The following is a 22,264-nucleotide window of genomic DNA, read 5'->3' as shown; positions in this document are numbered from 1 at the left end:
CTGCACTCGGCGGTGGTGTCCGGCCCGACCAAACTCCAGGGCGCGGACCTGGTCATCCCCGCAGCGAAGCCGATGCTGCCAGGGCCCTTGGACAGTCCCCGGACCCGGGTCTGCTGTCAGACCCTCGCGCCCGAATACGCATCCTGCCCCCACCAGCGGCGGGAAAGCCAATCCGGCACCCTCCGGAGTCACACGAAAAGCGCCACAGCCCCGCCGTGGTGACGTTGGGTCGACCGTGCCGGGACTCCCCGGAGCCGAACCGCCACCCTAAAGGCGGTTTTACGGCCCGGGGACCCGCGACGCGCCGGAGGTCAGGCGGACGTGGGGGCCGTCACACCGGCACCGGCGGCCTTGGCCGCGTCCCGGACCGCACCCGCCACGGCTCCCGCGACCTTGTCGTTGAACACCGACGGGATGATGTAGTTCGGGTTCAGCTCGTCCTCGGTGACGACGTCCGCCAGGGCGGTCGCCGCCGCCAGCATCATCTCCGTGTTGACCGTGCGCGACTGGGCGTCGAGCAGGCCGCGGAAGACACCGGGGAAGACCAGCACGTTGTTGATCTGGTTGGGGAAGTCGGACCGGCCGGTGGCCACAACTGCCGCCGTCTGGCGGGCGATTGCGGGCTCGACCTCCGGGTCCGGGTTCGCGAGCGCGAACACGATCGCGCCGTCGGCCATGGCCGCCACGTCGTCGCCGGACAGGACGTTCGGGGCGGAGACGCCGATGAAGACGTCGGCGCCGCGCACGGCCTCCTTGAGGGTGCCGGTGACGCCCTCGGGGTTGGTGTTGTCGGCGATCCAGCGCAGCGGCGACTCGGGGTCGGCGGAGACGAGGTCCTCGCGGCCCGCGTGCACGACACCGTGGATGTCGGCGACGACGGCGTGCTTGACGCCCGCCGCGATGAGCAGCTTGAGGATGGCCGTTCCGGCCGCTCCGGCGCCGGACATGACGACCCGTACGTCCCCCACGGCCTTGCCCACCACGCGAAGCGCGTTGGTCAGCGCGGCCAGGACGACGATCGCGGTCCCGTGCTGGTCGTCGTGGAAGACCGGGATGTCGAGGGCCTCGCGCAGCCGCGCCTCGATCTCGAAGCAGCGGGGCGCGGAGATGTCCTCCAGGTTGATGCCGGCGAAGCCGGGGGCGATCGCCTTGACGATCTCGACGATGGCGTCGGAGTCCTGGGTGTCGAGGCAGATGGGCCAGGCGTCGATGCCGGCGAACCGCTTGAAGAGGGCCGCCTTGCCCTCCATGACCGGCAGCGCGGCCTTGGGGCCGATGTTGCCGAGGCCCAGGACGGCGGAGCCGTCCGTCACGACTGCGACGGAGTTGCGCTTGATGGTGAGGCGGCGGGCGTCCTCGGGGTTCTCGGCGATGGCCATGCAGACCCGGGCCACGCCGGGCGTGTAGACCATGGAGAGGTCGTCGCGGTTGCGGATGGGGTGCTTGGACGCCATCTCGATCTTGCCGCCGAGGTGCATCAGGAACGTACGGTCGGAGACCTTGCCGAGGACGACGCCCTCGATGCCGCGCAGTTTCCCGACGATCTCCTCGGCGTGGCCGGTGGAGGTGGCGGCGATGGTGACGTCGATCCGCAGCTTCTCGTGGCCGGAGGCGGTCACGTCGAGGCCGGTGACCGAGCCGCCGGAGGATTCCACAGCCGTGGTGAGCTGGGAGACCGCTGTTCCGCTCGCGGGCACCTCCAGCCGGACCGTCATCGAGTACGAGACGCTGGGCGCCGTTGCCATGGCCGTGTTCCTCTGCTTTCCCTGGTTCGTTGCCGCGCCGCGCCGGCGGTGACCGGGCGGAGCCCTCCGATGGTCGCACCTACCTGCGAGTAGCAGGTAATAGCGGTCGTTTCGGTCGTACGGTTTTCGGAAACTGTTTTCCACCATACGAGAGAAACGGGCGTCGACGGAAGCCCTGGCGGACAAACGACGGCGGGAACGACAACAGGTCCGTGTCATCGGACGATGACACGGACCTGCTGGGTACTGCTTGAGTGGCACCGACCCGCCATGCTCGCCTCGCGGCAAGTGGTCGCTCGTAGCGACGAAGGTTGGGCCCGGGGGCTTGGATCGAGCCGGTGCCACCACCCAGGCTAACAAACCGTCCGGGAAAGTGATTCCCCCTCGCCGGACTGTTCCACGGCGGCCCGGGGAGCCCGCCCGCCCGGGCCCTCGCCCGCCCGCCGTCAGTCGCGGAGCAGGTCCGGCACCCCCCGCGCGTCCGGGTCGTCGCGGCGGCCCGACAACACCGTCAGCTGCTGGGTGGCGCGGGTGAGCGCCACGTAGAGCACCCGCAGGCCGGCCGGCGACTCGTCGGCGATCTCGGCGGGCGAGACGACGACCGTCGCGTCGTACTCCAGCCCCTTGGCCTCCAGGCTGCCCAGCGCCACCACCCGGTCGCCCAGGTCCGCCAGCCAGCGCGCCGCCTGCTCGCGCCGGTTCATCGCGACCACGACGCCCACCGTGCCGTCCACCCGGTCCAGCAGCCGCCGCGCCTCCTCGCGCACCGCCTCCGCCGGATCCCCGTCCCGGACGGCCACGAAGCGGGGCTCCACGCCCGTGGAGCGCACCGCCCTGGGCGCCTCCATGCCCGGCATCGCCAGGGCCAGCACCTTGGCGGCGAGCTCCGCGATCTCGGCCGGGTTCCGGTAGTTCACCGTCAGCTCGAAGCGGCGGCGCGGGCGGGAGCCCAGCGCCTCGTCCCGCGCCTCGGCCGCCTCGTCCGGCACCGACCAGGACGACTGGGCCGGGTCGCCCACCACGGTCCAGGTGGCGTGCCGCCCCCGCCGGCCGACCATCCGCCACTGCATGGGCGTGAGGTCCTGCGCCTCGTCGACGATCACGTGGGCGTACTCGGTGCGCTCCTGCGCCAGCCGCTCCGCCCGCTCGCGCTGCGACTCCTCGCGGACCGGCATCAGCTCCTCCAGACCGGTCAGCTGGTCCAGCGGGTCGAGCTCCCGCTTCCTGCGCGGGCGCGCCGGGGCGCCCAGCAGCGTCTGGAGTTCGTCCAGCAGGGCGACGTCGTGCACGGACAGCCCGTCGCGCCGCAACGATCGGGCCAGGCGCCGCACCTCGCCCTGGTTCAGCACCCGGCGCGCCCAGCGGCCCAGCCGCTTCTCGTCGGCCATCGCCTCCAGCACGCGCCGGGGCGTGAGCTCGGGCCACCAGGCGTCCAGGAACGCGAGGAAGCTGTCCTCGGTGGTGACGTCCTCGTCGAAGGAGGACCGCAGCTCGGCGGCCAGCTCCGGGTCCCCCGGGTGCCGGGAGCCCGCGCCCGTCTTGGCGTACAGGGCGTCCAGCAGCAGCTTGCGCGCCCTGGGACGCAGCAGGTTGACCGGCGCCGTGCCGCCGAGCGCGGCGTGCCGGATCCGGTTCAGTTCCTCGGCCTCCAGCTCCAGGCGCCGCCCGAACGCCACCACGCGCAGCCGCTCGGGGGCGTCCCCCAGCTCCAGGGCACCCCGCACGGCCTTGCGCAGCACCGTCCGCATGCGGGAGGAGCCCTTGACGCGGGCGACCGCCGGCTCGTCGTACGCCGTGGCCTCCACCCCGTCGACCAGGCTGCCGACCGCGCGGATCGCCACCTGGCCCTCCTCGCCCAGCGACGGCAGGACGCCCTCGGTGTAGGCGACCAGCAGCGGGGTCGGCGAGACGATCAGGATGCCGCCCGCGTATCTGCGCCGGTCCTGGTAGAGCAGATAGGCCGCGCGGTGCAGCGCGACGGCGGTCTTGCCGGTGCCGGGGCCGCCCTCGACGTAGGTGACGGAGGCGGCGGGCGCGCGGATGACCAGGTCCTGCTCGGCCTGGATGGAGGAGACGATGTCCCGCATGGAGTGGCTGCGCGCCTGGCCGAGGGCGGCCATCAGCGCGCCGTCGCCGATCACCGCCAGCTCCTCGCCGCCCAGGCGGGCCTTCAGCTCGGGGCGCATCAGGTCGTCCTCGACGCCGAGGACCTTGCGGCCCCGGGAGCGGATGACCCGGCGGCGCACCACCCGGCCGGGCTCGACCGGTGTGGAGCGGTAGAACGGCGCGGCGGCCGGCGCGCGCCAGTCGATGACCAGCGGCGCGTAGTCGGAGTCGAGGACGCCGATGCGGCCGATGTGGAGGGTCTCTCCGATGTCGGCGGTGCCGTCCGGCCGTACGGCGTCGTCGGCGGGTTCGACGGAGGTGTACGCGCCGTCGGGGCCCTTCTTGCCGTCCTTGCCGTACAGCAGGTCGATCCGGCCGAAGAGGAAGTCCTCGTACTCGTTGTTGAGCCGGTTGAGGTGGATACCGGCCCGGAACACCTGGGCGTCCCGCTCGGCGAGCGCGCCGGGCGTGCCGACCTGGCCGCGCTGGGCGGCGTCGTTCATCAGGAACTCCGCCTCGTGGATCTTCTCCTCGAGGCGGCGGTACACCTGGTCCAGGTGGTCCTGTTCGGTGCCGATCTCGCGGTCCCGGATCGTATCGACACCACGGTCGGCTTCCTGCGCGGCCACCGAGGCCCCCTTCTGACGTGCTGGGCAGCCGTCGAGCGTACGCCACAGGAGGGGCATATGTCAGGCGGTGGCCGCGGGGACCTCCACCAGACGCTGTCCGTCGAAGGTGCGGACCTCGAAGTGATCGATGTCGTTCCGGTTCATCGCCGCGCCTCCGTGGACGTACAGCGGGTTCTTGCCCGTCTCGTGCGTGCTGCCGGGGATGCCGTAGCCCCACTTGGGGACCGCCCAGGACGTGACGACCTCCTCCTCGCCGGTCTTGGAGACGGCGATCAGGTTGCACTTCAGCGGGCCCTTGACGTTCTTGAGCTCCAGGACCGTGTGGGTGCCCCAGGCCTTCTTCTCCATGCCGACGGCGGCGCTGACCTTGGTGCGCGCGTCGGTGTGCTGGACCTTCTCCTCCATGTGGTGGAAGAAGGCGTCCTCGGCGGGGCTGGTCGGGTGCGGGTCGATCGCCTGGTTGGTCCGGTTGGCCGGGTCGTCGCCGGAGGTGACGACGAACGCGGTCGCGGGACCCGCGATGATCAGCGCGGCGGCCGCCGCGACCAGGAATCGGCTGCGGCGGCGGCGCTGTGCGCGTTTGACGGCCACCTCGTCGACGAGGCGGTCGAGCATCGGCGCCGGTGGTCCGCCGGGGGCGCCCCGGGCGCCGGGCCGTTCCGGCATGGGGAGGACGACCGGCCGCTCCGCCGGGCCGGGGGCCTCGGCGAGCATGGCCAGCATCGGCTCCATCCCGGAGAATTCCTCCAGGTGATGGGCGCACAGGTCGCAGCCCGCCAGGTGCGCTTCGAAGGCGGTGGCTTCGGCGTCGTCCAGAATGCCGAGCACATACGCGCCGACCGAGTCGTGCACCGACTCGTTCCCCTGCGGAGCGTGGTGCGACGTCATGCCGAGATCCCCCTCTCCTCCAGCGCGAGCTTCATCGAACGCAGTGCGTAGAACACGCGGGACCGCACGGTCCCGCTGGGTATGCCGAGGATTTCGGCAGCCTCGTTGACCGTACGCCCCTTGAAATAGGTCTCGACCAAGACTTCCCGGTGGGCCGGGGTCAAATCGTCGAGCGCATCAGAGAGCGTCATCAGCCACAACGCCTTGTCGATCTCGTCCTCCGCGGGCATGACCTCGAGCGGCGACGGATCGACCTCCTGCGGCCGGGCTTGCCGGCTGCGGTGGCCGTCGATGACGATACGCCGGGCGACCGTCACCAGCCAGGGTCGGACAGAGCCGGTCGCCCGATTGAGCTGACCGGCGTTCTTCCAGGCACGGATGAGCGTCTCCTGTACGACGTCCTCGGCCCGCTGGCGGTCGCCGGCGACGAGGCGCAGTACGTAGGCGAGCAGCGGCCCGGCGTGTTCACGGTAGAGGGCACGCATCAACTCTTCGTCCGGGACGTCCGGTTGGGTGCGTGCGGGCACCGCTCGATGCCGGGCGCGATGCGTCCCCCGACGGTCATCGGCCACGGCGGCATCCTTGCGCACCTGGAACCTCCCGGTCGAGACCTTGATCTGACTCGCTGTCCCCCATCACTACGTGGGGAGCGGGAGGGTTCACTCAACGCGGGGAGATTTTTTTCCCGGGAAGTTTCACAACTGCCCGTGCGTGCGCGCGCGGTGGCGCGCGACCCGCTCCCGGTTGCCGCACTCCTCGCTGGAGCACCAGCGGCGGCGGCGTCCCCGGGATGTGTCCAGATACACACGGCGGCACCCCTCCCCCTGGCACTGGCGCAGCCGGGCCCGGGTGACGGGGTCCGTGAGCAGGTCGACGGCGTCGCGGGCGACGGCCGCGAGGAGGGCGGCGCAGTCGGGCGGAGCGGCCAGGGCCCGTACGAGGCCGCCCTCTTCGCCGCGTACGGCGCGGGGCGCGGGGGGTGGCGGGGCGGCGAGGGCGTTGAGGTGGTCCAGCCGGGAGGCGGCGTACCGCCCGTGGCCGGCGAGGTCGTCGCGCACCAACTGGTCGATGTCGCGCGCCAGTTCCGCGAACCGCTCCGCCCACCGTCCGTCGACCCCGTCGAGCGGTGTCCCCGCCGGTACGAGCCCGGCGGCGTGGAGCCACTGGGCGAGCCGCCCCGCGTCCGGCGGCGGGTCGGCCCCCGGGTCCACCGGGTCCCCCGGGTCCGCCCGGTCCGCCGGGCCCACCCTGTCGAGCGGGCCCACCCGGCCCATCAGATCCATCAGGTCCAGGCAGAGCCGCCCGGAGTGGAACCGCCAAGCCACCATGCGCCCCAGGGTGCCCGTCCGCGTCCCGGACGGGAACCCCGCCCACCCGGGCGGGGGGCGGTGCCGGACCCGGGGCACGGTCGGCGAGGACGTCGTCGCCGCTGGGGCGTGTCTCTTGGATCAGGCCGGATCAGGGAGCGGGGTCCGGTGCGTGCGGATGCGAGGCGGAGGAGGGACCCACCGCGGAGCATGGGCGACCGACGACAACGCCGCGGACGCGCGTGCCGGGGCACACGAGCCCGGCAAGATCCGTAAGACACGCCCCTAGGGCGCGTCCGCGTACTTGGCGTCCGCTCCCGGGTCGAGGGCCAGCCGATAGCCCCGCTTGACGACCGTCTGGATGAGCTTGGGCGCGCCCAGGGCCGAGCGGAGGCGGGCCATCGCGGTCTCCACGGCGTGCTCGTCGCGTCCGGCACCCGGGAGGGCGCGCAGCAGGTCGGCACGGGAGACGACCCAGCCGGGGCGGCGGGCCAGCGAGTGGAGCAGCGACATGCCGGCCGGCGGCACCGGGCGCAGGTCGCCGTCGACCAGGACGGCGTGGCCCCGGATCTCGACGCGGCGCCCGGCGACCGGCAGGGTCCGCGCCCGCGAGGGCAGTTCCTGGCACAGCAGCTGGACCAGGGGGCCGAGCCGGAAGCGGGCCGGCTGCACGGTGTCGATGCCGTGCGCCTGGAGCGGCAGCGCGGTGACCGGTCCGACGCACGCGGCCAGCACGTCGTGGCGCAGCGCGTCGAGCAGCTCGGGCAGCAGGCCGCGGTCCTGGGCGCGGGCCAGCATCGAGGCGCCGGCCGGGGCGCTGGTGAACGTCAGCGCGTCCAGGGACCGGCCCACGGTCGCGTCGATGAGCCGGTCCAGGGGCGCGAGGTCCTCGGGCGGCATCCACCGGTAGACGGGGACGACCACGACCTCGGCGCCCGCGGCACGCAGCGCCTCGACGAAGCCGGGCAGCGGCTCGCCGTGCAGCTGGAGCGCGATGCGCCGCCCGGTCAGGTCCTGGCCGAGCAGCCGGTCCAGGACCTCGGCCATGGAGTCCGAGGCGGGCGACCACTCCTCGGTCAGCCCCGCCGCCCGTACCGCGCCCTTGACCTTGGGGCCCCGGGCGAGGACCTGCGCGCCCCGCAGCCGGTCGACGAGCTCCTCGCCGTACCCCCAGCCGTCGGCCGCCTCCAGCCAGCCCCGGAAGCCGATCGCGGTGGTGGCGACCACGACGTCCGGGGCGTGGCCGACGAGGGCCTTGGTGGCGTCGAGGAGCTCGGCGTCGTCGGCCAGCGGCACGATCCGCAGCGCGGGGGCGTGCTGGACGGCCGCGCCGCGCCGCTCCAGCAGCGCGCCCAGCTCGTCCGCGCGGCGGGCCGCGGTGACGCCGACGGTGAACCCGGCCAGCGGGCCGTGGGAAGCATGCTCGTGCTGGTGCATGACGTCAGAGACTGGCAAGGATCCGTGTCGGTCTCGGTTCACCGAAGTTTCTCCCCCGTTACGTACCGCGCCGCCGCGTGCCACGCCGGTCACACCTCGGAGTAGCTGAGCCGCCGCTCGGCGGGCACCTCCACCGGGCGGCGAAGGTATACCGCCCAGGTGACGGTGAGGCAGGCGGCGTAGAAGAGGAGGAAGGCGACGAAGGCGGCGGTGCCGGTGCCGGCGGTCTGGAACGACTGCCGGAAGGCGAGGTTGATGGCGAGCCCGCCGACCGCGCCGACCGCGCCGATCAGTCCGATCGCGGCGCCGGAGAGACGGCGTCCGTACGCAGCGGCCTCCTCGCCCTCCAGCCCGATGGCGTGGGCCTTGGCCTGGAAGATGGCGGGGATCATCTTGAACGTCGAGCCGTTGCCCAGGCCGCTGAGGATGAACAGGGCGATGAAGCCGACGAGGAAGACGGCGAGCGACTCGGTCACGGAGGCGTGGACGACCACTCCGGTCGCGGCGGCCATCGCGACGAAGGTGCCCAGGGTGATGCGGGCGCCGCCGTGCCGGTCGGCGAGGGAGCCGCCGAGCGGCCGGATCAGGGAGCCGAGCAGCGGCCCGATGAAGGTGAGGGACGCGGCCTGGAGCGGCGTGCGGCCGAACTGGGTCTGGAGCACCAGGCCGAAGGCGAAGCTGTAGCCGATGAACGAGCCGAAGGTGCCGATGTACAGGAACGCCATGATCCAGGTGTGGGCGTCCTTGACGGCCTCCTTGACCGCGCCGGTGTCGTTCTTCACGGGCGCCAGGTTGTCCATGTACAGCGCGGCGCACAGGGCGGCGGCCACGATCAGGGGCAGGTAGATCCCGAGCACGACGCGGGGCTGGGCCGCCCCGGCCGTCCCGATGACGAGCAGGCCGATGAGCTGGACGACGGGCACGCCGATGTTGCCGCCGCCCGCGTTGAGGCCGAGCGCCCAGCCCTTCTTGTGGAGCGGGAAGAAGGCGTTGATGTTGGTCATCGACGAGGCGAAGTTGCCGCCGCCTACGCCGGTGAGGGCGGCGACCAGCAGGAAGGTCGTGTACGAGGTGCCGGGTTCCATCACGGTGTACGCGGCGCCCGTGGGCAGCAGGAGCATCAGCGCGCTGAAGATGGTCCAGTTGCGGCCGCCGAAGCGGGCGACGGCGAAGGTGTAGGGAATCCGGATCGCGGCGCCCACCAGCGTCGCCACCGCGATGAGGGAGAACTTGCCGGCCGGGTCGATGCCGTACTCCGGGCCCATGAACAGGACCATCACGGACCACAGCGACCAGATGGAGAACCCGATGTGCTCGGAGAAGACGGAGAAGAGCAGGTTGCGCTTGGCGATCCGCTCGCCCTCCTCCCGCCAGAAGGTCTCGTCCTCGGGTTCCCACCGCTCGATCCACCGGCCGCCCATCGCGTACCTCCACAGCTGTCAGTCCGTCGTTCCCGTCGGGACCGACGCTAGGGAGGATGCGTTTCAGCCCGGTCATATGACGTGACCGGGCTGAAACCTTGCTCTCACCGGGCGCGCGGGCTCACTGTGAGCGCCGGGCCGGGCGCCGTGCTACCTCCGCGCCTTCTTGGGGGCTCCGTTGGGCCAGAGCCGGGGTCTGCGTTTGGCGGCGACGTCCTCCAGCCACCCCACGGCCATGATCATCAGACCGATCAGCGGGAAGACCACGATCAGCATGAGCACGGTGTACGAGCTCTCGATGTAGCCGGAGTAGGTGGGCCAGACGCCCGGGATCCGGAACAGCAGGTCGATGACCGGGATGGTGGCCATGATCAGCAGGTTGTGCCAGAGGTAGATCGTCACGGCCCGGTTGTTGGCGAGGGTCACCAGGGTGTCCCAGCCGGCCAGCTTCCCGGGCAGTTCCTTCCAGGACGGCGAGTACTGGAGCAGGATGACGCAGAAGCCGAAGGACCAGGCGGCCTGGGCGAGCGGGATGTCGTTGAGGTCCCAGCCGTCCGGGCCGAGGTGCCCGGACGCCCACCACAGCCCGAAGGCCATGATCAGCGCCGATCCGGAGACCGAGAGGTACCGGGGGACCTTCTGGAAGAGGCCCTCGTTGTGCGCGAAGCCCAGCACCCAGCAGGAGCCGTAGCAGGCGAAGTCGGTGATCGCGTTGCCGGTCTCGCCGGGGATCTTGATCAGACCGGAGCCGACGATCGCGGTGAGGCCGAGCGGCGCGAACAACGTCACCCACGGCAGCTTGCGGAACGCCCGCAGCAGCAGCGGCGAGGCGATCACGAACCACAGGTAGGCACGGATGTACCAGAGCGGCCCGGCGGCCTGCACGGCCCAGGTGTCCTCCAGCAGACCGGCCTTGTCACCGCTGTGCCAGGGGAAGGGCGGGGCGCCGATCGGGAACACGTAGGTGGCCAGCTTGGCGAACCACCACAGGCCCTCTTCCTTCAGCGGCTTCCAGCCGAAGTAGAACATGATCGGTACGACGGTGAGCGAGAACGCCCACATGGGCGGCAGCAGCCGCCGGACGCGCCCCCGGATCACACCCCAGGCCGGCCGTGACAGCGAGCGGGCCATCAGGGACCCGGCGAGCGCGAACATCACGCCCATGGAGGGGAACAGGACGGTCAGCCAGGCCCAGCCGAAGATGTGGTAGACGATCACCCGCACCAGGGCGATGGCGCGCAGCAGGTCGAGGTAGCGGTCGCGGCCGGGCCGCTTCGCCGCCGGGGCGGGGCCGCCCGCGACGGGCGCCTTGTGCCGCGCGCGCGGTACGCCGCCGGTGGTCTCCACCGCGGTCATGGTCGCCGTGCCGGTGCTGGTGCCCGGAGCGAGGCCGGTGTCGTGGGCGGCGCGCCGGGTGTCCGGCTCGTCCGCCGTCCGCGGGCCGGGGACGTCATGGGCGGCGGGAGTCGCGAACGGGTCGCCGAACGGGTCGCCCGCCGGGCGGGTGCCGGTGCTCGCGGGGCCACCGCCGAAGACGTCGTCGTACGCGGCCGGGGCGGGCCCGGGGCCGGGTGCGGCGCCGAACGCGTCGGCGCCGGAGCCGTACGGGCCGACGCCCGGGAAGGGGGTGTGGGCCGGCGTACCGGCGCCGTCGTTGCCCGGCACCGGGGTGCCGAACCAGTCGGGGCCGTCGGACGGCGGGCGGTTGCTGGGGGGCGTCATGCGACAGGACTCCGATCGTCACCGCTGCGCCGCTGGCTCGGGATGGAGCCGGGCGCCTCCACCACACCGGTCCGGCGCAGCTTCTGCCAGCGCAGCCGGCCGCCGGTGAGGGCGGTGATCCAGGACTGGAGCAGCACCACGTACATGAGCTGCCGGTACAGGAGCTGCTGGAGGGGCAGCGAGATGAGGTGGACCATGCGCTCCCGGTCGAGCCGGAAGGCGTACGCGGCGCACACGGCCTGGATGGCGAGGACGCCGAGCCAGGCGACGACCGTCTGGCCGGTGGGGCCGAAGACCAGGCCGTACAGCAGGAACACGTCGATGAGCGGCGCCAGCAGCGGGAACAGCACCATGAACAGCGACACCAGCGGCAGTCCGACCCGGCCGAAGCGCCCGGAGGGGCCGCTCTCGATGAGCGCGCGGCGGTGCTTCCAGATGGCCTGCATGGTGCCGTACGACCAGCGGTAGCGCTGGGACCACAGCTGCTGCACGGACTCCGGCGCCTCGGTCCAGGCGCGGGCCTTCTCCGCGTAGACCACGCGCCAGCCGTCGCGGTGCATGGCCATGGTGATGTCGGTGTCCTCGGCGAGGGTGTCCTCGCTCATTCCGCCGACCCGGTCCAGGGCCTCGCGGCGGAACGCGCCGACCGCGCCCGGGATGGTGGGCATGCAGCCCAGCAGGTCGTACATCCGGCGGTCGAGGTTGAAGCCCATCACGTACTCGATGTGCTGCCAGGCCCCGATGAGCGAGTCGCGGTTGCCGACCTTGGCGTTGCCCGCGACCGCGCCGACGCGCGGGTCGCCGAACGGCTGCACCAGCTCGCGGACGGTGGACGGCTCGAAGACCGTGTCGCCGTCCATCATCACGATGATGTCGTAGCGGGCGTTGCGGATGCCGTTGTTGAGCGCCTCGGGCTTGCCCGAGTTGACCTGTCGCACCACGCGGACGTTCGGCAGCCACATGTTCTCGACGATGTCGGCGGTGCCGTCCGTGGAGCCGTCGTCGATGACGATGACCTCGATCGGGTGGTCACTGGCCATCAGGGAGCGCACGGTGTTCTCGATGCACTCCTTCTCGTTGTACGCGGGGACCAGCACCGTGACCGGCTCGGTGACCGGGGCGCCCCAGGCGAAGCCGCGCCGGCGCACCTTGCGGGCGTGCGCGAAGGACAGCACCAGCATCAGGCCGAAGCGGCCGATGACGAGGACGCCGATGGCGGCCAGGCCGCCGACCAGCACCGTGGTGGTGTTCTCCGAGACCGCGACGGCGGTGACCCAGGCCCTGCCCTTCCACAGCTCGAAGCCGGTGACCGGGGTGTGGGCGCTCGGCGCGCCGAGCGCCTCGGTGAGGACCGTGAACTCGTACCCGCGCTGCTGCATCTGCGGCAGGAAGCGGTCGAGCGCCTCGACGGTCTGGGAGCGGTCGCCACCGGAGTCGTGCATCAGCACGATGGAGCCCTGGGTGCCCTTCGGCGTGGCGCGCTTGATGATCGCGTCGGCGCCGGGGCGCTTCCAGTCCTCGGAGTCCGTGTTGTTGAAGGCGGTGATGTAGCCGCGGGTGCCGATGTACTGCGTGACCGGCCAGGACTCGTTGTCCAGGGCGGCGGAGAACGAGGAGTACGGCGGGCGGAACAGGGAGGTGCGCACACCGGCGGCGCCGGCGATGGCCAGCTGGTTCTGGGACAGCTCCCAGTCGATGCGGTTCTTGGTCTGGAAGGACAGGTCGGGGTGGTTGAAGGTGTGCAGGCCGACCTCGTGGCCCTCCCGCACCATCCGCTCGACCAGGTCGGGGTGGCGCGAGGCCATGGTGCCCGTGACGAAGAAGACGCCGTGCGCGTCGTACTCCTTCAGCTTGTCCAGGACGCGCGGCGTCCAGACCGGGTCCGGTCCGTCGTCGAAGGTGAGGACGAGCTTCCGGTCGGGCACGCTCAGCGCCTTGGGGGCGTTCGGGTCGCGCGCGTCGATGACCGGTCCGCCCTTGAGGATGTCCTCGGGCACCTGGTCGTAGGAGACCGGCGGGCGGACGCGGTGGTCGGCGAGGATCTCGCTGTGGACGTAACCGCGCAGCATGAGCATCGCGAGGAGCGCGACCAGGAAGAGCGAGGGCAGCAGATAGCGCATGGGCAGCCTGCGCCGGCGGACACGCCTCTGCTTCTGCGCGCGCCGCCTGCCGGGGGAAGTCATTTACTGTGCGCCTTCCGCGGCCATTTCCTGGCCGCCACTGTCTCCGACCGGCGGGTCGGTGGGTTCTTCCGTCGGGGGCGTCGGGGGGGTGTCCGTGGGATCCGGATCCGGCGTCTCGGGAGGGGTGACGGGCGGCGGCTGCGGGGTGGTTCCGCCGTCGGTGGGCCGGTCGGGGATGGGCCGGTCGGCGGGCTTCTCCTCGACGCCGGTGCCCGCGGCGGTTCCCGCGCTGGGCGTGGCGTCCGGCGCGGACGACGCGCCCGGGCCGGGGACGGTGGGCACGCCCTGCGTGCCGCCGTCGACGGGCCGCGGGATGACCGCGCCCGTGGAGTCGGTGGGCGCCGGAGCGCCGGGTACGGCCCCGGAGTTGCCGTCGGAAGGGGTGACGCTGCCGCTGGGCGCGGGCTCGACCTGGGTGGTCTCGGTCTTCTTCTCGTCGGCGGGACCGGGTATGAGCAGCCAGGGGGCGGAGGAGTTGCCGCCGATGACGGAGACGACGAGCGTGATGGCGTACACCGCGCACGCGGTGGCGAGCACCCAGCCGAGCCGGCGAAACTTCTTGCTGCGGCGGCCGCTCTCGTCGACGAAGACCGGCCCGTCGGAGGGCTCGTGGTCCGCCGGCCCGGACCGCGCGGCCGACGGCGGCGCGGGGGCGGCGGACGGTACGGGCGCGGGGGCGCCCGAGGGTATGGCCATGGTCACGGCGGGCAGCTCGGCGGTCAGGAGATCCGCGTCCCCGGCGGCGAGCCGGTCGTCCGGGCCGGCCGGGCCGAGCGCGTCGGCGCGGTAGGCGAGGGTCTCGTCCCCGTGACCTGCCGCGGCGAGGGAGTGTCCGTAGCCGTCGTCGGTGAGGGGGGCGAAGTCCCCGGTGGGGTACCCCTGGCCGGTCGCGTGGGCGAAGTCCCCGGCCGGGTACTCCTGGCCGGTCGCGTGGGCGGAATCGGCGGCGGGGTATCCGTGGTCGCCCCGGTAGCCGGAGGGCCCGGGGTGTCCGGGGGCACCGGCATGGTGTCCGGCGCCGCCGCCCCGGCGGCCGAAGGCGTCGAAGTCGGTGAAACCGTCGAGCTGGACGGTGCTGTCGTGTGGCTCGTTCTGGTGCCCGTCCCAGGCACTTTCTCGCCGATTGTCCACTGTTGTACGCACATCCCCCACTGAACGGACCTTGGGTGCGTACACGGACCATTGGGTACTCGCACCGGACCGGGCCCCCACCCTGTCGGAGCGCCCCCACCTTCACTGCACCCGGACAATGAATGTAGCGCACGCCCGTGACGCCGGTGCTTATGGTTCATTGATTCGGGCACATGTGCGTCAAATCACCCTCGGTGAGCCAGGCTCCGGCGGGTTTCCCGAGCCACCCCTCGGCCTCGGCCAGTGCGGCCGCCGCCGTGCGCAGCGCGGTGACGCCCGGGTGCTTGAGCCCCTTGCGCCACACCAGGGAGACCGGGGAGAGCGGTATCGGGTCCACCAGCGGCCGGAGCACGCACCCGGGCATGGCCGGAAAATCCACGGCGACGAGGACGGGGGAACGAGTTTTGGCCATGACCCGGCGGAACTCCTCGAAGCCGATCGCCACCGGGGCCGGCGGCGCGACCTTGATGCCGCGCCCCGCGAAGAGCCGCTCGGCCAGGTCGGTCCACTCCCTGGTGGCGGGGTTGCCGGCGCCCGCGTACACGGACTCCCCGGCCAGCGCGTCCAGCTCCACCTCGGGCCGGCAGGCCAGCGGGTGGTCGTCGGGCAGGAGCACGGCCATCGGCTCCCATCGCACGGGCTGGGCCGACAGCCGGGCGCGGACGGCCGGAGCCAGCCCGGCGAACCGGCCGAAGGACACGTCCAGGCGTCCGGCGAGGATCTCGGCGGCCGCGCCGGTCAGTCCGCTCTCGTAGCGGGCCATCAGCTCGCACTCGGGGGCCAGTTCACGGGCGCGTGCCAGGACCCGGCCGCTGATCATGCCGTCGGTGTTGAGGTCCACCAGCAGGGGCCGCGCCCCGTCGTCGAAGGCGGCGCCCAGCTCGTCGTACGCCGCCAGCACGCCGTGGGCGTACGGCAGCAGCCGCTCCCCGTCCAGCGTGAGCAGCACCTGCCGGGTGGTGCGGGTGAACAGCTCGGCGCCCAGCTCCCGCTCCAGGCGCCGGATGTCCCGGCTGAGCGCCTGCTGGGCGACGTACAGCCGGGCGGCGGCACGCGTGAAGTGCAGCTCCTCGGCGACGGCCACGAAGGCGCGCAGGAGCCGGGGTTCCAGGTCGTGGGGCACGGACCGAATTTACAACCAGGGTGCGTCAATGGGGCCCCACCAGGTGTTGGACCGGCGGCGGCCGGCGGCACGAGGCTGACCGCATGCCCAAGACGAACAGCGCCCCGCCGCTCGCCCTCACCGCGGAGTCCCCCGTCCTCGCGCCCCGCTACCGCGAGCCGGCGTCCGTCCCCGCACCGCGCCGTACCCGGCCGCCGGCGTCCGGCGGTCGGCAGCGTCCCGGACCGCGCACCGGGTCACGCGGGACGCTCGCCTCCTACCGCCGCCTGTTCGCGACGCCGGGAACCCGGGCCTTCACCGCCGGGAACCTCGTGGCGCGCGTCCCCATGGGCATGTTCAGCGTGAGCGCGGTCATCATGATCGCCGCGGAGTACGACTCCTACGCCCTGGCCGGCGCCGTCACCGCAACCGGGCTCGCCGCCACCGCCCTGGTGGCGCCGTTCACGGCCCGCCTGGTCGACCGGTACGGGCAGGCGCGGATCGCCGTGCCCGCCACCGCGCTCGCCGTCCTCGGGTCGCTGGCCCTGCTGCTGTGCGTGCACCTGCACGCGCCCGCGTGGACCCTGTTCGCCGCGTACGCCGCGACGGCGACGACGCCGAACACCGGCGGCATGTCCCGCGCCCGCTGGGCCCACCTGCACCGGGACGATCCCGCCGCGCTGCACACCGCGAACGCCTTCGAGCAGGCCGTCGACGAACTGTGCTTCATGATCGGCCCCGTCCTCGCCGCTTTCCTGTGCGCCGCCCTGTTCCCGGAGGCCGGCACGCTGACCGGCGCGGTCCTGCTGCTCACCGGGGTGCTGCTCTTCGCTGCCCAGCGCGCCACCGAGCCGCCGCCCGCGCCCCGAGGCGGCGGCGCGGGCTCACCGCTGCGCACCCCCGGCATGCCGGCCCTGATGGTGGTGTTCCTGGCGACCGGCGCGGTCTTCGGGTCCATGGAGGTCGTCACACTGGCGTACGTGGACGGCCCCGCGGCCGGCCCGCTCCTGGCGCTCCAGGCGGCCGGGTCGTGCGCGGCGGGCCTGGTGTACGGGTCGGTGACGGTGCCCGGAGGGGACGTACGGCGCCGGCTGCTCGGCTGCCTGGCCGCGATGACCGCCCTGATGGCGCTGCCGCTGCTGTCGGCGGCCGGTACCGGCTCACTGCTCGCCCTCGGGGGCGCGCTGCTGATCGCGGGCATGGCCACCGCGCCGACCATGGTGACGGGGATGACGCTGGTCCAGCGCCTGACGCCGCCGGGGCAGCTCAACGAGGGCATGACGCTCGCCGTCACCGCCCTGCTCGGCGGCATCGCGGCGGGCTCGGCGACCGGCGGCTGGACGGCCGAGCACGCGGGCGCCGCCGCCGGGTACACCGTCCCGGTCGCGGCGGCGGCCCTCGCCCTCGTCCTGGCGGCGGCGGCCGGGGGTACGACGAAGGCCCGGCTGCCGTGACGGCTGCCGGGCCTTGCGTCCACATGGGGTGACGGGTCCGGGGGCATGCCCCCGGAGATACCGCTCGTGGAGATGGCGGGAATCGAACCCGCGTCCAACGGTGCAGAATCAGGGCTTCTCCGTGTGCAGTCCGCTGCGATTTTCTCGGCCCCGGAGATCACGCGGACAAGTCTCCGACGGGCTCAGTCACTGTTTGGTTTCCCTCTACACCCCGTGACCGGGCCTAGAGGTTTAGTTCCCTAGCTGATGCCAGGATCCGGGTCGGGAACAGCCCCGGGCTGACACTTCGCAAGCTCGCTACTTAGGCAGCGAGGGCGAAGGAATCGCGCTTGGTGTTGGCGATTATTTTTTGCGACATATGGTTTACGAGATCATTGCCGCTTCCTCGACACGCTTCCCCTGCTTCGACATCCGCTGTCGAAACCGATCATCCCCATGTTGATTTTTCAAACCGTGCCCCCGAGGGGGCGCGCCCCCGCTGTGAGGGGCAGATGCCATCGTACGTGACCAACGCCCGACGGTGCCAGCCTATTCCGGGCCGCCGGGTGGCGAGGCGAAGCCGGGCTGCGGCGACGCGTCCGGCGCGGCGGGTCCCCGGCGCGGCGGTGCGGTCCGGATCAGGCCCGTTCCCGGCGCTTCACCGCCGAGATCACCCGCTCCGCCTCACGGCGGTCCTGCTTCTCCCGCAGCGTCTGGCGCTTGTCGTACTCCTTCTTGCCCTTCGCCAGCGCGATCTCGACCTTCGCCCGGCCGTCCTTGAAGTACAGCGACAGGGGCACGATGGTGTGGCCCGTCTCCTGGGACTTGGACTCCAGCTTGTCGATCTCGTGCCGGTGCATCAGCAGCTTCCGCTTGCGCCGGGCGCTGTGGTTGGTCCACGTCCCCTGCGCGTACTCCGGCACGTGCACGTTGTGCAGCCAGGCTTCGTTGCCGTCGATCTGGACGAACCCGTCCACCAGTGAGGCCCGCCCCTGGCGCAGCGACTTCACCTCGGTGCCGGTCAGCACCAGGCCGCACTCGTAGGTGTCGATGATGGTGTAGTCGTGCCGCGCCTTCTTGTTCTGCGCGATCAGCTTGCGCCCTGTGTTCTTTTCCTTGGCCATAGTGCCGCCATTTTCGCACTACGAGCGGCCCCCGAGGCCACTCAATACCGTCCGGGCCCGCTCCTCGGCGCGGTCGGCGACCACCACGTCGGGGACGATGCCGCGGCCGTCCACGGTGTGTCCCGCGGGCGTGCGGTAGTGGCCGACGGTCAGCTCGGCGACCGAGCCGTCGGGGAGCCGGCTGGGCAGCTGGACCGCGCCCTTGCCGAAGGTGCGGGACCCGACCGTCACCGCCCGGCCGCGGTCCTTGAGGGCTCCGGCGAGCAGTTCGGCCGCGCTCATGGTGCCGCCGTCCACCAGCGCCACCACGGGCCTGCGGGTGTCGCCGCCGGGCTGGGCGTACAGCGCCCGGTCCTCGCCGTGCACGTCGTACGTGGCGACGAGGCCGCCGTCCAGGAAGGCGGAGGCCGCCGTGACGGCCTCGGTGACCAGGCCGCCGCTGTTGCCCCGGAGGTCCAGCAGGACGCCGGCGCCGCCGGGGGCGGTGCGCACCGCGTCCCGCACCCGCCGGCCGGTGCCCTTGGTGAACGCCTCGACCCTGATCGCCAGGGCCCCGCCGGCCAGCCGCCGCACGGTCACGTCCTCGGTGGCGAGGCTCGCCCGGCGCAGTGTCCGGCTCCACGCGCGCGTGCCGCGCTGCACCGCGACGGCGACCGGCGAGCCGGGCGGGGCGCCCTCGCCGCGCAGCAGGGCGACGACCTCGGCGGCGGAGCGGCCGTCCACGGGGCGGCCGTCGACGGCGCGGATCCGGTCCCCGGGCCGCAGGCCCGCCCGGTCCGCCGGGCCGCCGCGCTGGACGCGGGCCACCTCTATCCGGCCGCCGGCCGCGCGGCGGGCGGACAGGCCCACGCCGGTGTAGCGCCCGTCGAGGGCCTGCTCGAACTCCTCGAACTCCCGCTGGTCGTAGACGACCCCCCAGCGGTCGCCGCTGCGGCTGACGACCTCCTCGGCCGCCTTGGCGCCGGACTTGCCGTCCGCCATGGCCTCGGCCGCCGCGCGGGCCAGCTCCCGCTGGTCGACCTCGCCCCGGCCGTGCCCGGCGCCGGGGACGGTCCGCGCGACGGGCCGCTCGGGCGGGTTCTCCTCGTGGGGCAGGCAGTTGGTGACCGCGGCGGTGACGAGGACGGAGGCGAAGACGAATGTCAGGGCCGCCCCGCGGCTACGAGCGCCGCGGGGCCGCATACAGAGAGCGGGGCCCGGCATGGCGCCCACTCTAGGACAAGGAAAAGACGCCGTACGGTTGTTGACCGCACGGCGCCACGGGCGATCGTCACACCTTCAGGTACTTGCGCAACGCGATGGCAGCGGCAAGGGAGGGCATCAGCAGGCCGATGACCACGACGAGCGGGAGCACCGTTATCACGGCGTCCCAGCCGATGAAGTTGACCAGCGGCATGCTCTGCGCCAGATTGAGCCCCGCGTCGATCATGAAGTACCGGCCGACCAGCAGCATCGCGCAGGCCACGACGCCGCCCAGCAGGCCCGCCACCGCCGCCTCCATGATGAACGGCATCTGGATGTAGAAGCTCGACGCGCCGACCAGCCGCATGATGCCGGTCTCCCGGCGCCGGCTGAACGCGGAGACGCGCACCGTGTTGACGATCAGCATCAGCGCGATGACCAGCATCAGCGCCATGACGCACAGGGCGGCGACGTTCATTCCCCGCATCATCTGGAACAGGTTCTCCAGCGTCTGCCGCTGGTCCTGCACCGAGTGCACACCGGCCCGCCCGGCGAACGCGGTCGCCACGACCTTGTACTTCTCCGGGTCCTTCAGCTTGACCCGGTACGACTCCTGCATCTGGTCCGGCGTGATGATGCTGGCGATCGCGGTGTCGCCGTACTGCTCCTTGTAGTGCTTGTACGCCTCGTCGGCCGTCTCGTGGTGCACCTTCTCCACGATGTTGTCCAGCTTCTTGAGGTCGGCCTCGATCTCCTTCTTCTGCTGGGCCGTGACCGCGCCCTTGTTGCACGTGCCGCCGGCCGCGGCGTCGTTCTTGTTGCAGAGGTAGATCGTGACGTTGACCTTGTCGTACCAGAAGTCCTTCATCACGCTGACCTGCTCGCGCATGAGCAGCGCCCCGCCGAAGAGGGCGAGTGACAGAGCCACGGAGACGATGACGGCGAAGGTCATCGTGAGATTGCGACGGAGGCCGACACCGATCTCCGACAGTACGAACTGGGCGCGCATCGCGTGCGTTCAGCCTTTCCTTGCTGCGGGGTGCTGCGGGTGCTGCTGCTCAGTGCTGGTAGCCGTAGACGCCGCGCGCCTGGTCGCGTACGAGACGGCCCTTCTCCAGCTCGATGACCCGCTTGCGCATCTGGTCGACGATGTTCTGGTCGTGCGTCGCCATGATGACGGTGGTGCCGGTGCGGTTGATCCGGTCCAGCAGCTTCATGATGCCGACGGAGGTCTGCGGGTCGAGGTTGCCGGTCGGCTCGTCGGCGATCAGCAGCATCGGCCGGTTGACGAACGCACGGGCGATGGCGACCCGCTGCTGCTCACCGCCGGACAGCTCGCCGGGCATCCGGTCCTCCTTGCCGCCGAGACCGACGAGGTCGAGGACCTGGGGAACGGCCTTGCGGATCTCGCCGCGCGGCTTGCCGATGACCTCCTGCGCGAACGCCACGTTCTGCGCGACGGTCTTGTTGGGCAGCAGGCGGAAGTCCTGGAAGACGGTGCCGAGCTGGCGGCGCATGTGCGGCACCTTCCAGTTGGACAGCCGGGCGAGGTCCTTGCCCAGAACGTGCACCGTGCCGTGGCTGGCGCGCTCCTCGCGCAGGACCAGCCGCAGGAAGGTGGACTTTCCGGAGCCGGAGGACCCGACGAGGAAGACGAACTCGCCCTTCTCGATCTCGAGGGAGACCTCCCTCAGCGCGGGGCGGTTCTGCTTCGGGTAGGTCTTGGAGACGTTGTCGAATCGGATCACGGGTGCACCACGGTTGGCAGGGAGTATAGGTGTGCGTGACCATACGCGACTGGGCATGCCGCGTGCAGTCGTCGTCCCGCCTTGCGCCTTTTGTCCGCGTGCGGTACAAGCCCGGAGCGGGCGGAATCCGACGGGGCGCGCCTAAACTCCGGGAAGCTGGCACAGTGGTAGGGGGAACGGATGCGTTCCCCTGAGCGTTGGGCGGAGAGAACCGTGTGCACAGTCCGCGTCAGCGCACGGTCCGCGTCTGCGGCTCCGCCGCGCGGGAGGAGGAGAGCGCATGACCTATGACCGATTGGTGTGCGCCAACTGCGCGGCGCCCGTCAGCGAGGGCCGGTGCCACGTCTGCCGGGCGAACCGGGAGCGCCTCCAGCAGGACGGCCCCTTCGGCGGGCTGAACCCCGTGGCCCTGCTGACCCTTCTGCTGATCATGGTCGCGGCGGTGGCCCTGCTGGCGCACCAGACCGCGTAGCGCCTCGCGCACGCCCGTCGTGCGCGCCGTGAACGCGGGGAAGGGCCCGGGCGGCCGTGACGGCCCGCCCGGGCCCTTCTCGTCGTTCCGGGTCGTTACGCGACCGTACGGCCGCCCACGAGGCGCGGCAGCATGCGGAAGCCGATGCCGCCGGCGATCATCGTCGCGGCGCCGATGAGCAGGAACGAGGTCTCGGCGGCGCCGGTCTCGGCCAGCTCCTCCTTGGCCTGACCCTGCTCGACCGGCTTGGAGCCGGCGGAGTCGGTGTCGGTGTTGTCGGCGCACTCGGCTCCGTCGAGGTCGACGGTGCAGGTGCCGGCGTCGCTGCCGCCGGTCACGGAGCCGCCGGTCACGGAGCCGCCGGTGGTGCCGGAGCCGCCCGTGGTGCCGGAGCCGCCCGTGGCGGTGGTGCCGCCCTGGTTGCCGCCGTTGCCACCGGAGGTGCCGGTGCCGCCCTGGTCGCCCGTACCGCCCTGGTCGCCCGTACCGCCCTGGTCACCCGTGCCACCCTGGTCACCCGTGCCACCCTGGTCACCCGTGCCACCCTGGTCACCGGTACCGCCCTGGTCACCGGTGCCACCCTGGTCACCGGTACCACCCTGGTCGCCCGTGCCACCCTGGTCACCGGTACCGC

General features: G+C 72.2%; 18 protein-coding genes and 1 other RNA gene. 2 read left to right on the top strand and 17 right to left on the bottom strand.

The features are described 5' to 3' along the window. Positions 1-311: 311 nt before the first annotated feature. The 11 genes from IE109_RS31940 to IE109_RS31890 all read right to left on the bottom strand — a co-directional run bounded on the left by IE109_RS31940 (position 312) and on the right by IE109_RS31890 (position 15,692). Positions 312-1,745, bottom strand: coding sequence for an NAD-dependent malic enzyme (locus IE109_RS31940; RefSeq protein ID WP_189554859.1), 1,434 nt, complete (start codon positions 1,743-1,745; stop codon positions 312-314). Positions 1,746-2,191: 446 nt separating this feature from the next. Beyond that, entirely contained in the window at positions 2,192-4,480 is a 2,289-nt protein-coding gene (locus tag IE109_RS31935) for a HelD family protein (protein ID WP_189554858.1), read from the bottom strand. 60 nt (positions 4,481-4,540) lie between these two features. Further along, positions 4,541-5,368, bottom strand: coding sequence for an anti-sigma factor family protein (locus tag IE109_RS31930; protein ID WP_189554857.1), 828 nt, complete (start codon positions 5,366-5,368; stop codon positions 4,541-4,543). Further along, positions 5,365-5,958 carry a sigma-70 family RNA polymerase sigma factor gene (locus tag IE109_RS31925; protein ID WP_064072166.1) on the bottom strand — a complete coding sequence of 198 codons (594 nt, stop codon included), beginning with the start codon at positions 5,956-5,958 and terminating at the stop codon, positions 5,365-5,367. Before IE109_RS31925 ends, IE109_RS31930 begins: the two co-directional genes overlap by 4 nt. A 105-nt stretch (positions 5,959-6,063) precedes the next feature. Next, a complete protein-coding gene (locus IE109_RS31920; RefSeq protein WP_189554856.1) occupies positions 6,064-6,696 on the bottom strand; it encodes a CGNR zinc finger domain-containing protein in 633 nt (210 codons plus the stop codon). Between the two features lie 264 nt (positions 6,697-6,960). Next, positions 6,961-8,112 (bottom strand): uroporphyrinogen-III synthase, encoded by a 1,152-nt coding sequence (locus IE109_RS31915; RefSeq protein WP_189554855.1) that lies wholly within the window; start codon positions 8,110-8,112, stop codon positions 6,961-6,963. A gap of 89 nt (positions 8,113-8,201) precedes the next feature. Next, complete coding sequence (locus IE109_RS31910; protein WP_189554854.1) at positions 8,202-9,533, bottom strand: nitrate/nitrite transporter; 1,332 nt, start codon at positions 9,531-9,533, stop codon at positions 8,202-8,204. A gap of 150 nt (positions 9,534-9,683) precedes the next feature. Continuing rightward, positions 9,684-10,889, bottom strand: coding sequence for an acyltransferase family protein (locus IE109_RS31905; protein WP_189554860.1), 1,206 nt, complete (start codon positions 10,887-10,889; stop codon positions 9,684-9,686). A 362-nt stretch (positions 10,890-11,251) separates the two neighbouring features. Beyond that, positions 11,252-13,438: a bifunctional polysaccharide deacetylase/glycosyltransferase family 2 protein gene (locus IE109_RS31900; protein ID WP_189554853.1), complete on the bottom strand. Its 2,187-nt coding sequence runs from the start codon at positions 13,436-13,438 to the stop codon at positions 11,252-11,254. After that, positions 13,439-14,581, bottom strand: coding sequence for a hypothetical protein (locus tag IE109_RS31895; RefSeq protein ID WP_189554852.1), 1,143 nt, complete (start codon positions 14,579-14,581; stop codon positions 13,439-13,441). Between the two features lie 145 nt (positions 14,582-14,726). Further along, positions 14,727-15,692 carry a LysR family transcriptional regulator gene (locus tag IE109_RS31890; RefSeq protein WP_189554851.1) on the bottom strand — a complete coding sequence of 322 codons (966 nt, stop codon included), beginning with the start codon at positions 15,690-15,692 and terminating at the stop codon, positions 14,727-14,729. A gap of 83 nt (positions 15,693-15,775) precedes the next feature. On the opposite strand from IE109_RS31890, the gene IE109_RS31885 reads away from it, so the two are divergent. Further along, on the top strand, positions 15,776-17,125 hold the full coding sequence (locus IE109_RS31885; RefSeq protein ID WP_189554850.1) for an MFS transporter: 1,350 nt from the start codon (positions 15,776-15,778) through the stop codon (positions 17,123-17,125). A gap of 64 nt (positions 17,126-17,189) precedes the next feature. Here the strand turns inward: IE109_RS31885 and ssrA are convergent. From ssrA to ftsE, 5 genes are all read right to left on the bottom strand, one after another. After that, positions 17,190-17,560, bottom strand: a transfer-messenger RNA (tmRNA) gene (gene ssrA, locus IE109_RS31880). Between the two features lie 182 nt (positions 17,561-17,742). Beyond that, positions 17,743-18,228: an SsrA-binding protein SmpB gene (smpB, locus tag IE109_RS31875; protein WP_064072159.1), complete on the bottom strand. Its 486-nt coding sequence runs from the start codon at positions 18,226-18,228 to the stop codon at positions 17,743-17,745. 18 nt (positions 18,229-18,246) lie between these two features. Further along, positions 18,247-19,431: a S41 family peptidase gene (locus IE109_RS31870; RefSeq protein ID WP_189554849.1), complete on the bottom strand. Its 1,185-nt coding sequence runs from the start codon at positions 19,429-19,431 to the stop codon at positions 18,247-18,249. 67 nt (positions 19,432-19,498) lie between these two features. Then, complete coding sequence (ftsX, locus tag IE109_RS31865) at positions 19,499-20,419, bottom strand: permease-like cell division protein FtsX (protein ID WP_189554848.1); 921 nt, start codon at positions 20,417-20,419, stop codon at positions 19,499-19,501. 49 nt (positions 20,420-20,468) lie between these two features. Further along, the gene (gene ftsE, locus IE109_RS31860; RefSeq protein WP_189554847.1) at positions 20,469-21,158 is read right to left on the bottom strand and encodes a cell division ATP-binding protein FtsE; all 690 of its coding nucleotides are present in this window, start codon (positions 21,156-21,158) and stop codon (positions 20,469-20,471) included. 280 nt (positions 21,159-21,438) lie between these two features. Between ftsE and IE109_RS31855 the strand changes: the two genes are divergently transcribed. After that, positions 21,439-21,630 carry a hypothetical protein gene (locus tag IE109_RS31855; RefSeq protein ID WP_189554846.1) on the top strand — a complete coding sequence of 64 codons (192 nt, stop codon included), beginning with the start codon at positions 21,439-21,441 and terminating at the stop codon, positions 21,628-21,630. Between the two features lie 95 nt (positions 21,631-21,725). On the opposite strand, the gene IE109_RS31850 is transcribed toward IE109_RS31855, so the two are convergent. Further along, positions 21,726-22,264, bottom strand: a 539-nt coding sequence (locus IE109_RS31850; RefSeq protein WP_229891838.1) for an LPXTG cell wall anchor domain-containing protein, incomplete at its 5' end; no start/stop codon positions are given.

Source organism: Streptomyces lavendofoliae (assembly GCF_014649735.1).
GTDB lineage: Bacteria > Actinomycetota > Actinomycetes > Streptomycetales > Streptomycetaceae > Streptomyces > Streptomyces lavendofoliae.
The sequence above is the reverse complement of the archived record's forward strand: the minus strand, read 5'-3'. Positions and strand labels throughout refer to the sequence as shown.

Coding starts and splice junctions, on each gene's coding strand:
- smpB (WP_064072159.1), bottom strand. CDS start 18,228: ATGGCCAAGGAAAAGAACACAGGGCGCAAGCTGATCGCGCAGAACAAG.
- IE109_RS31920 (WP_189554856.1), bottom strand. CDS start 6,696: ATGGTGGCTTGGCGGTTCCACTCCGGGCGGCTCTGCCTGGACCTGATG.
- IE109_RS31885 (WP_189554850.1), top strand. CDS start 15,776: ATGCCCAAGACGAACAGCGCCCCGCCGCTCGCCCTCACCGCGGAGTCC.
- IE109_RS31940 (WP_189554859.1), bottom strand. CDS start 1,745: ATGGCAACGGCGCCCAGCGTCTCGTACTCGATGACGGTCCGGCTGGAG.
- IE109_RS31900 (WP_189554853.1), bottom strand. CDS start 13,438: ATGACTTCCCCCGGCAGGCGGCGCGCGCAGAAGCAGAGGCGTGTCCGC.
- ftsX (WP_189554848.1), bottom strand. CDS start 20,419: ATGCGCGCCCAGTTCGTACTGTCGGAGATCGGTGTCGGCCTCCGTCGC.
- IE109_RS31870 (WP_189554849.1), bottom strand. CDS start 19,431: ATGCCGGGCCCCGCTCTCTGTATGCGGCCCCGCGGCGCTCGTAGCCGC.
- IE109_RS31910 (WP_189554854.1), bottom strand. CDS start 9,533: ATGGGCGGCCGGTGGATCGAGCGGTGGGAACCCGAGGACGAGACCTTC.
- IE109_RS31855 (WP_189554846.1), top strand. CDS start 21,439: ATGACCTATGACCGATTGGTGTGCGCCAACTGCGCGGCGCCCGTCAGC.
- IE109_RS31915 (WP_189554855.1), bottom strand. CDS start 8,112: ATGCACCAGCACGAGCATGCTTCCCACGGCCCGCTGGCCGGGTTCACC.
- IE109_RS31905 (WP_189554860.1), bottom strand. CDS start 10,889: ATGACCGCGGTGGAGACCACCGGCGGCGTACCGCGCGCGCGGCACAAG.
- IE109_RS31930 (WP_189554857.1), bottom strand. CDS start 5,368: ATGACGTCGCACCACGCTCCGCAGGGGAACGAGTCGGTGCACGACTCG.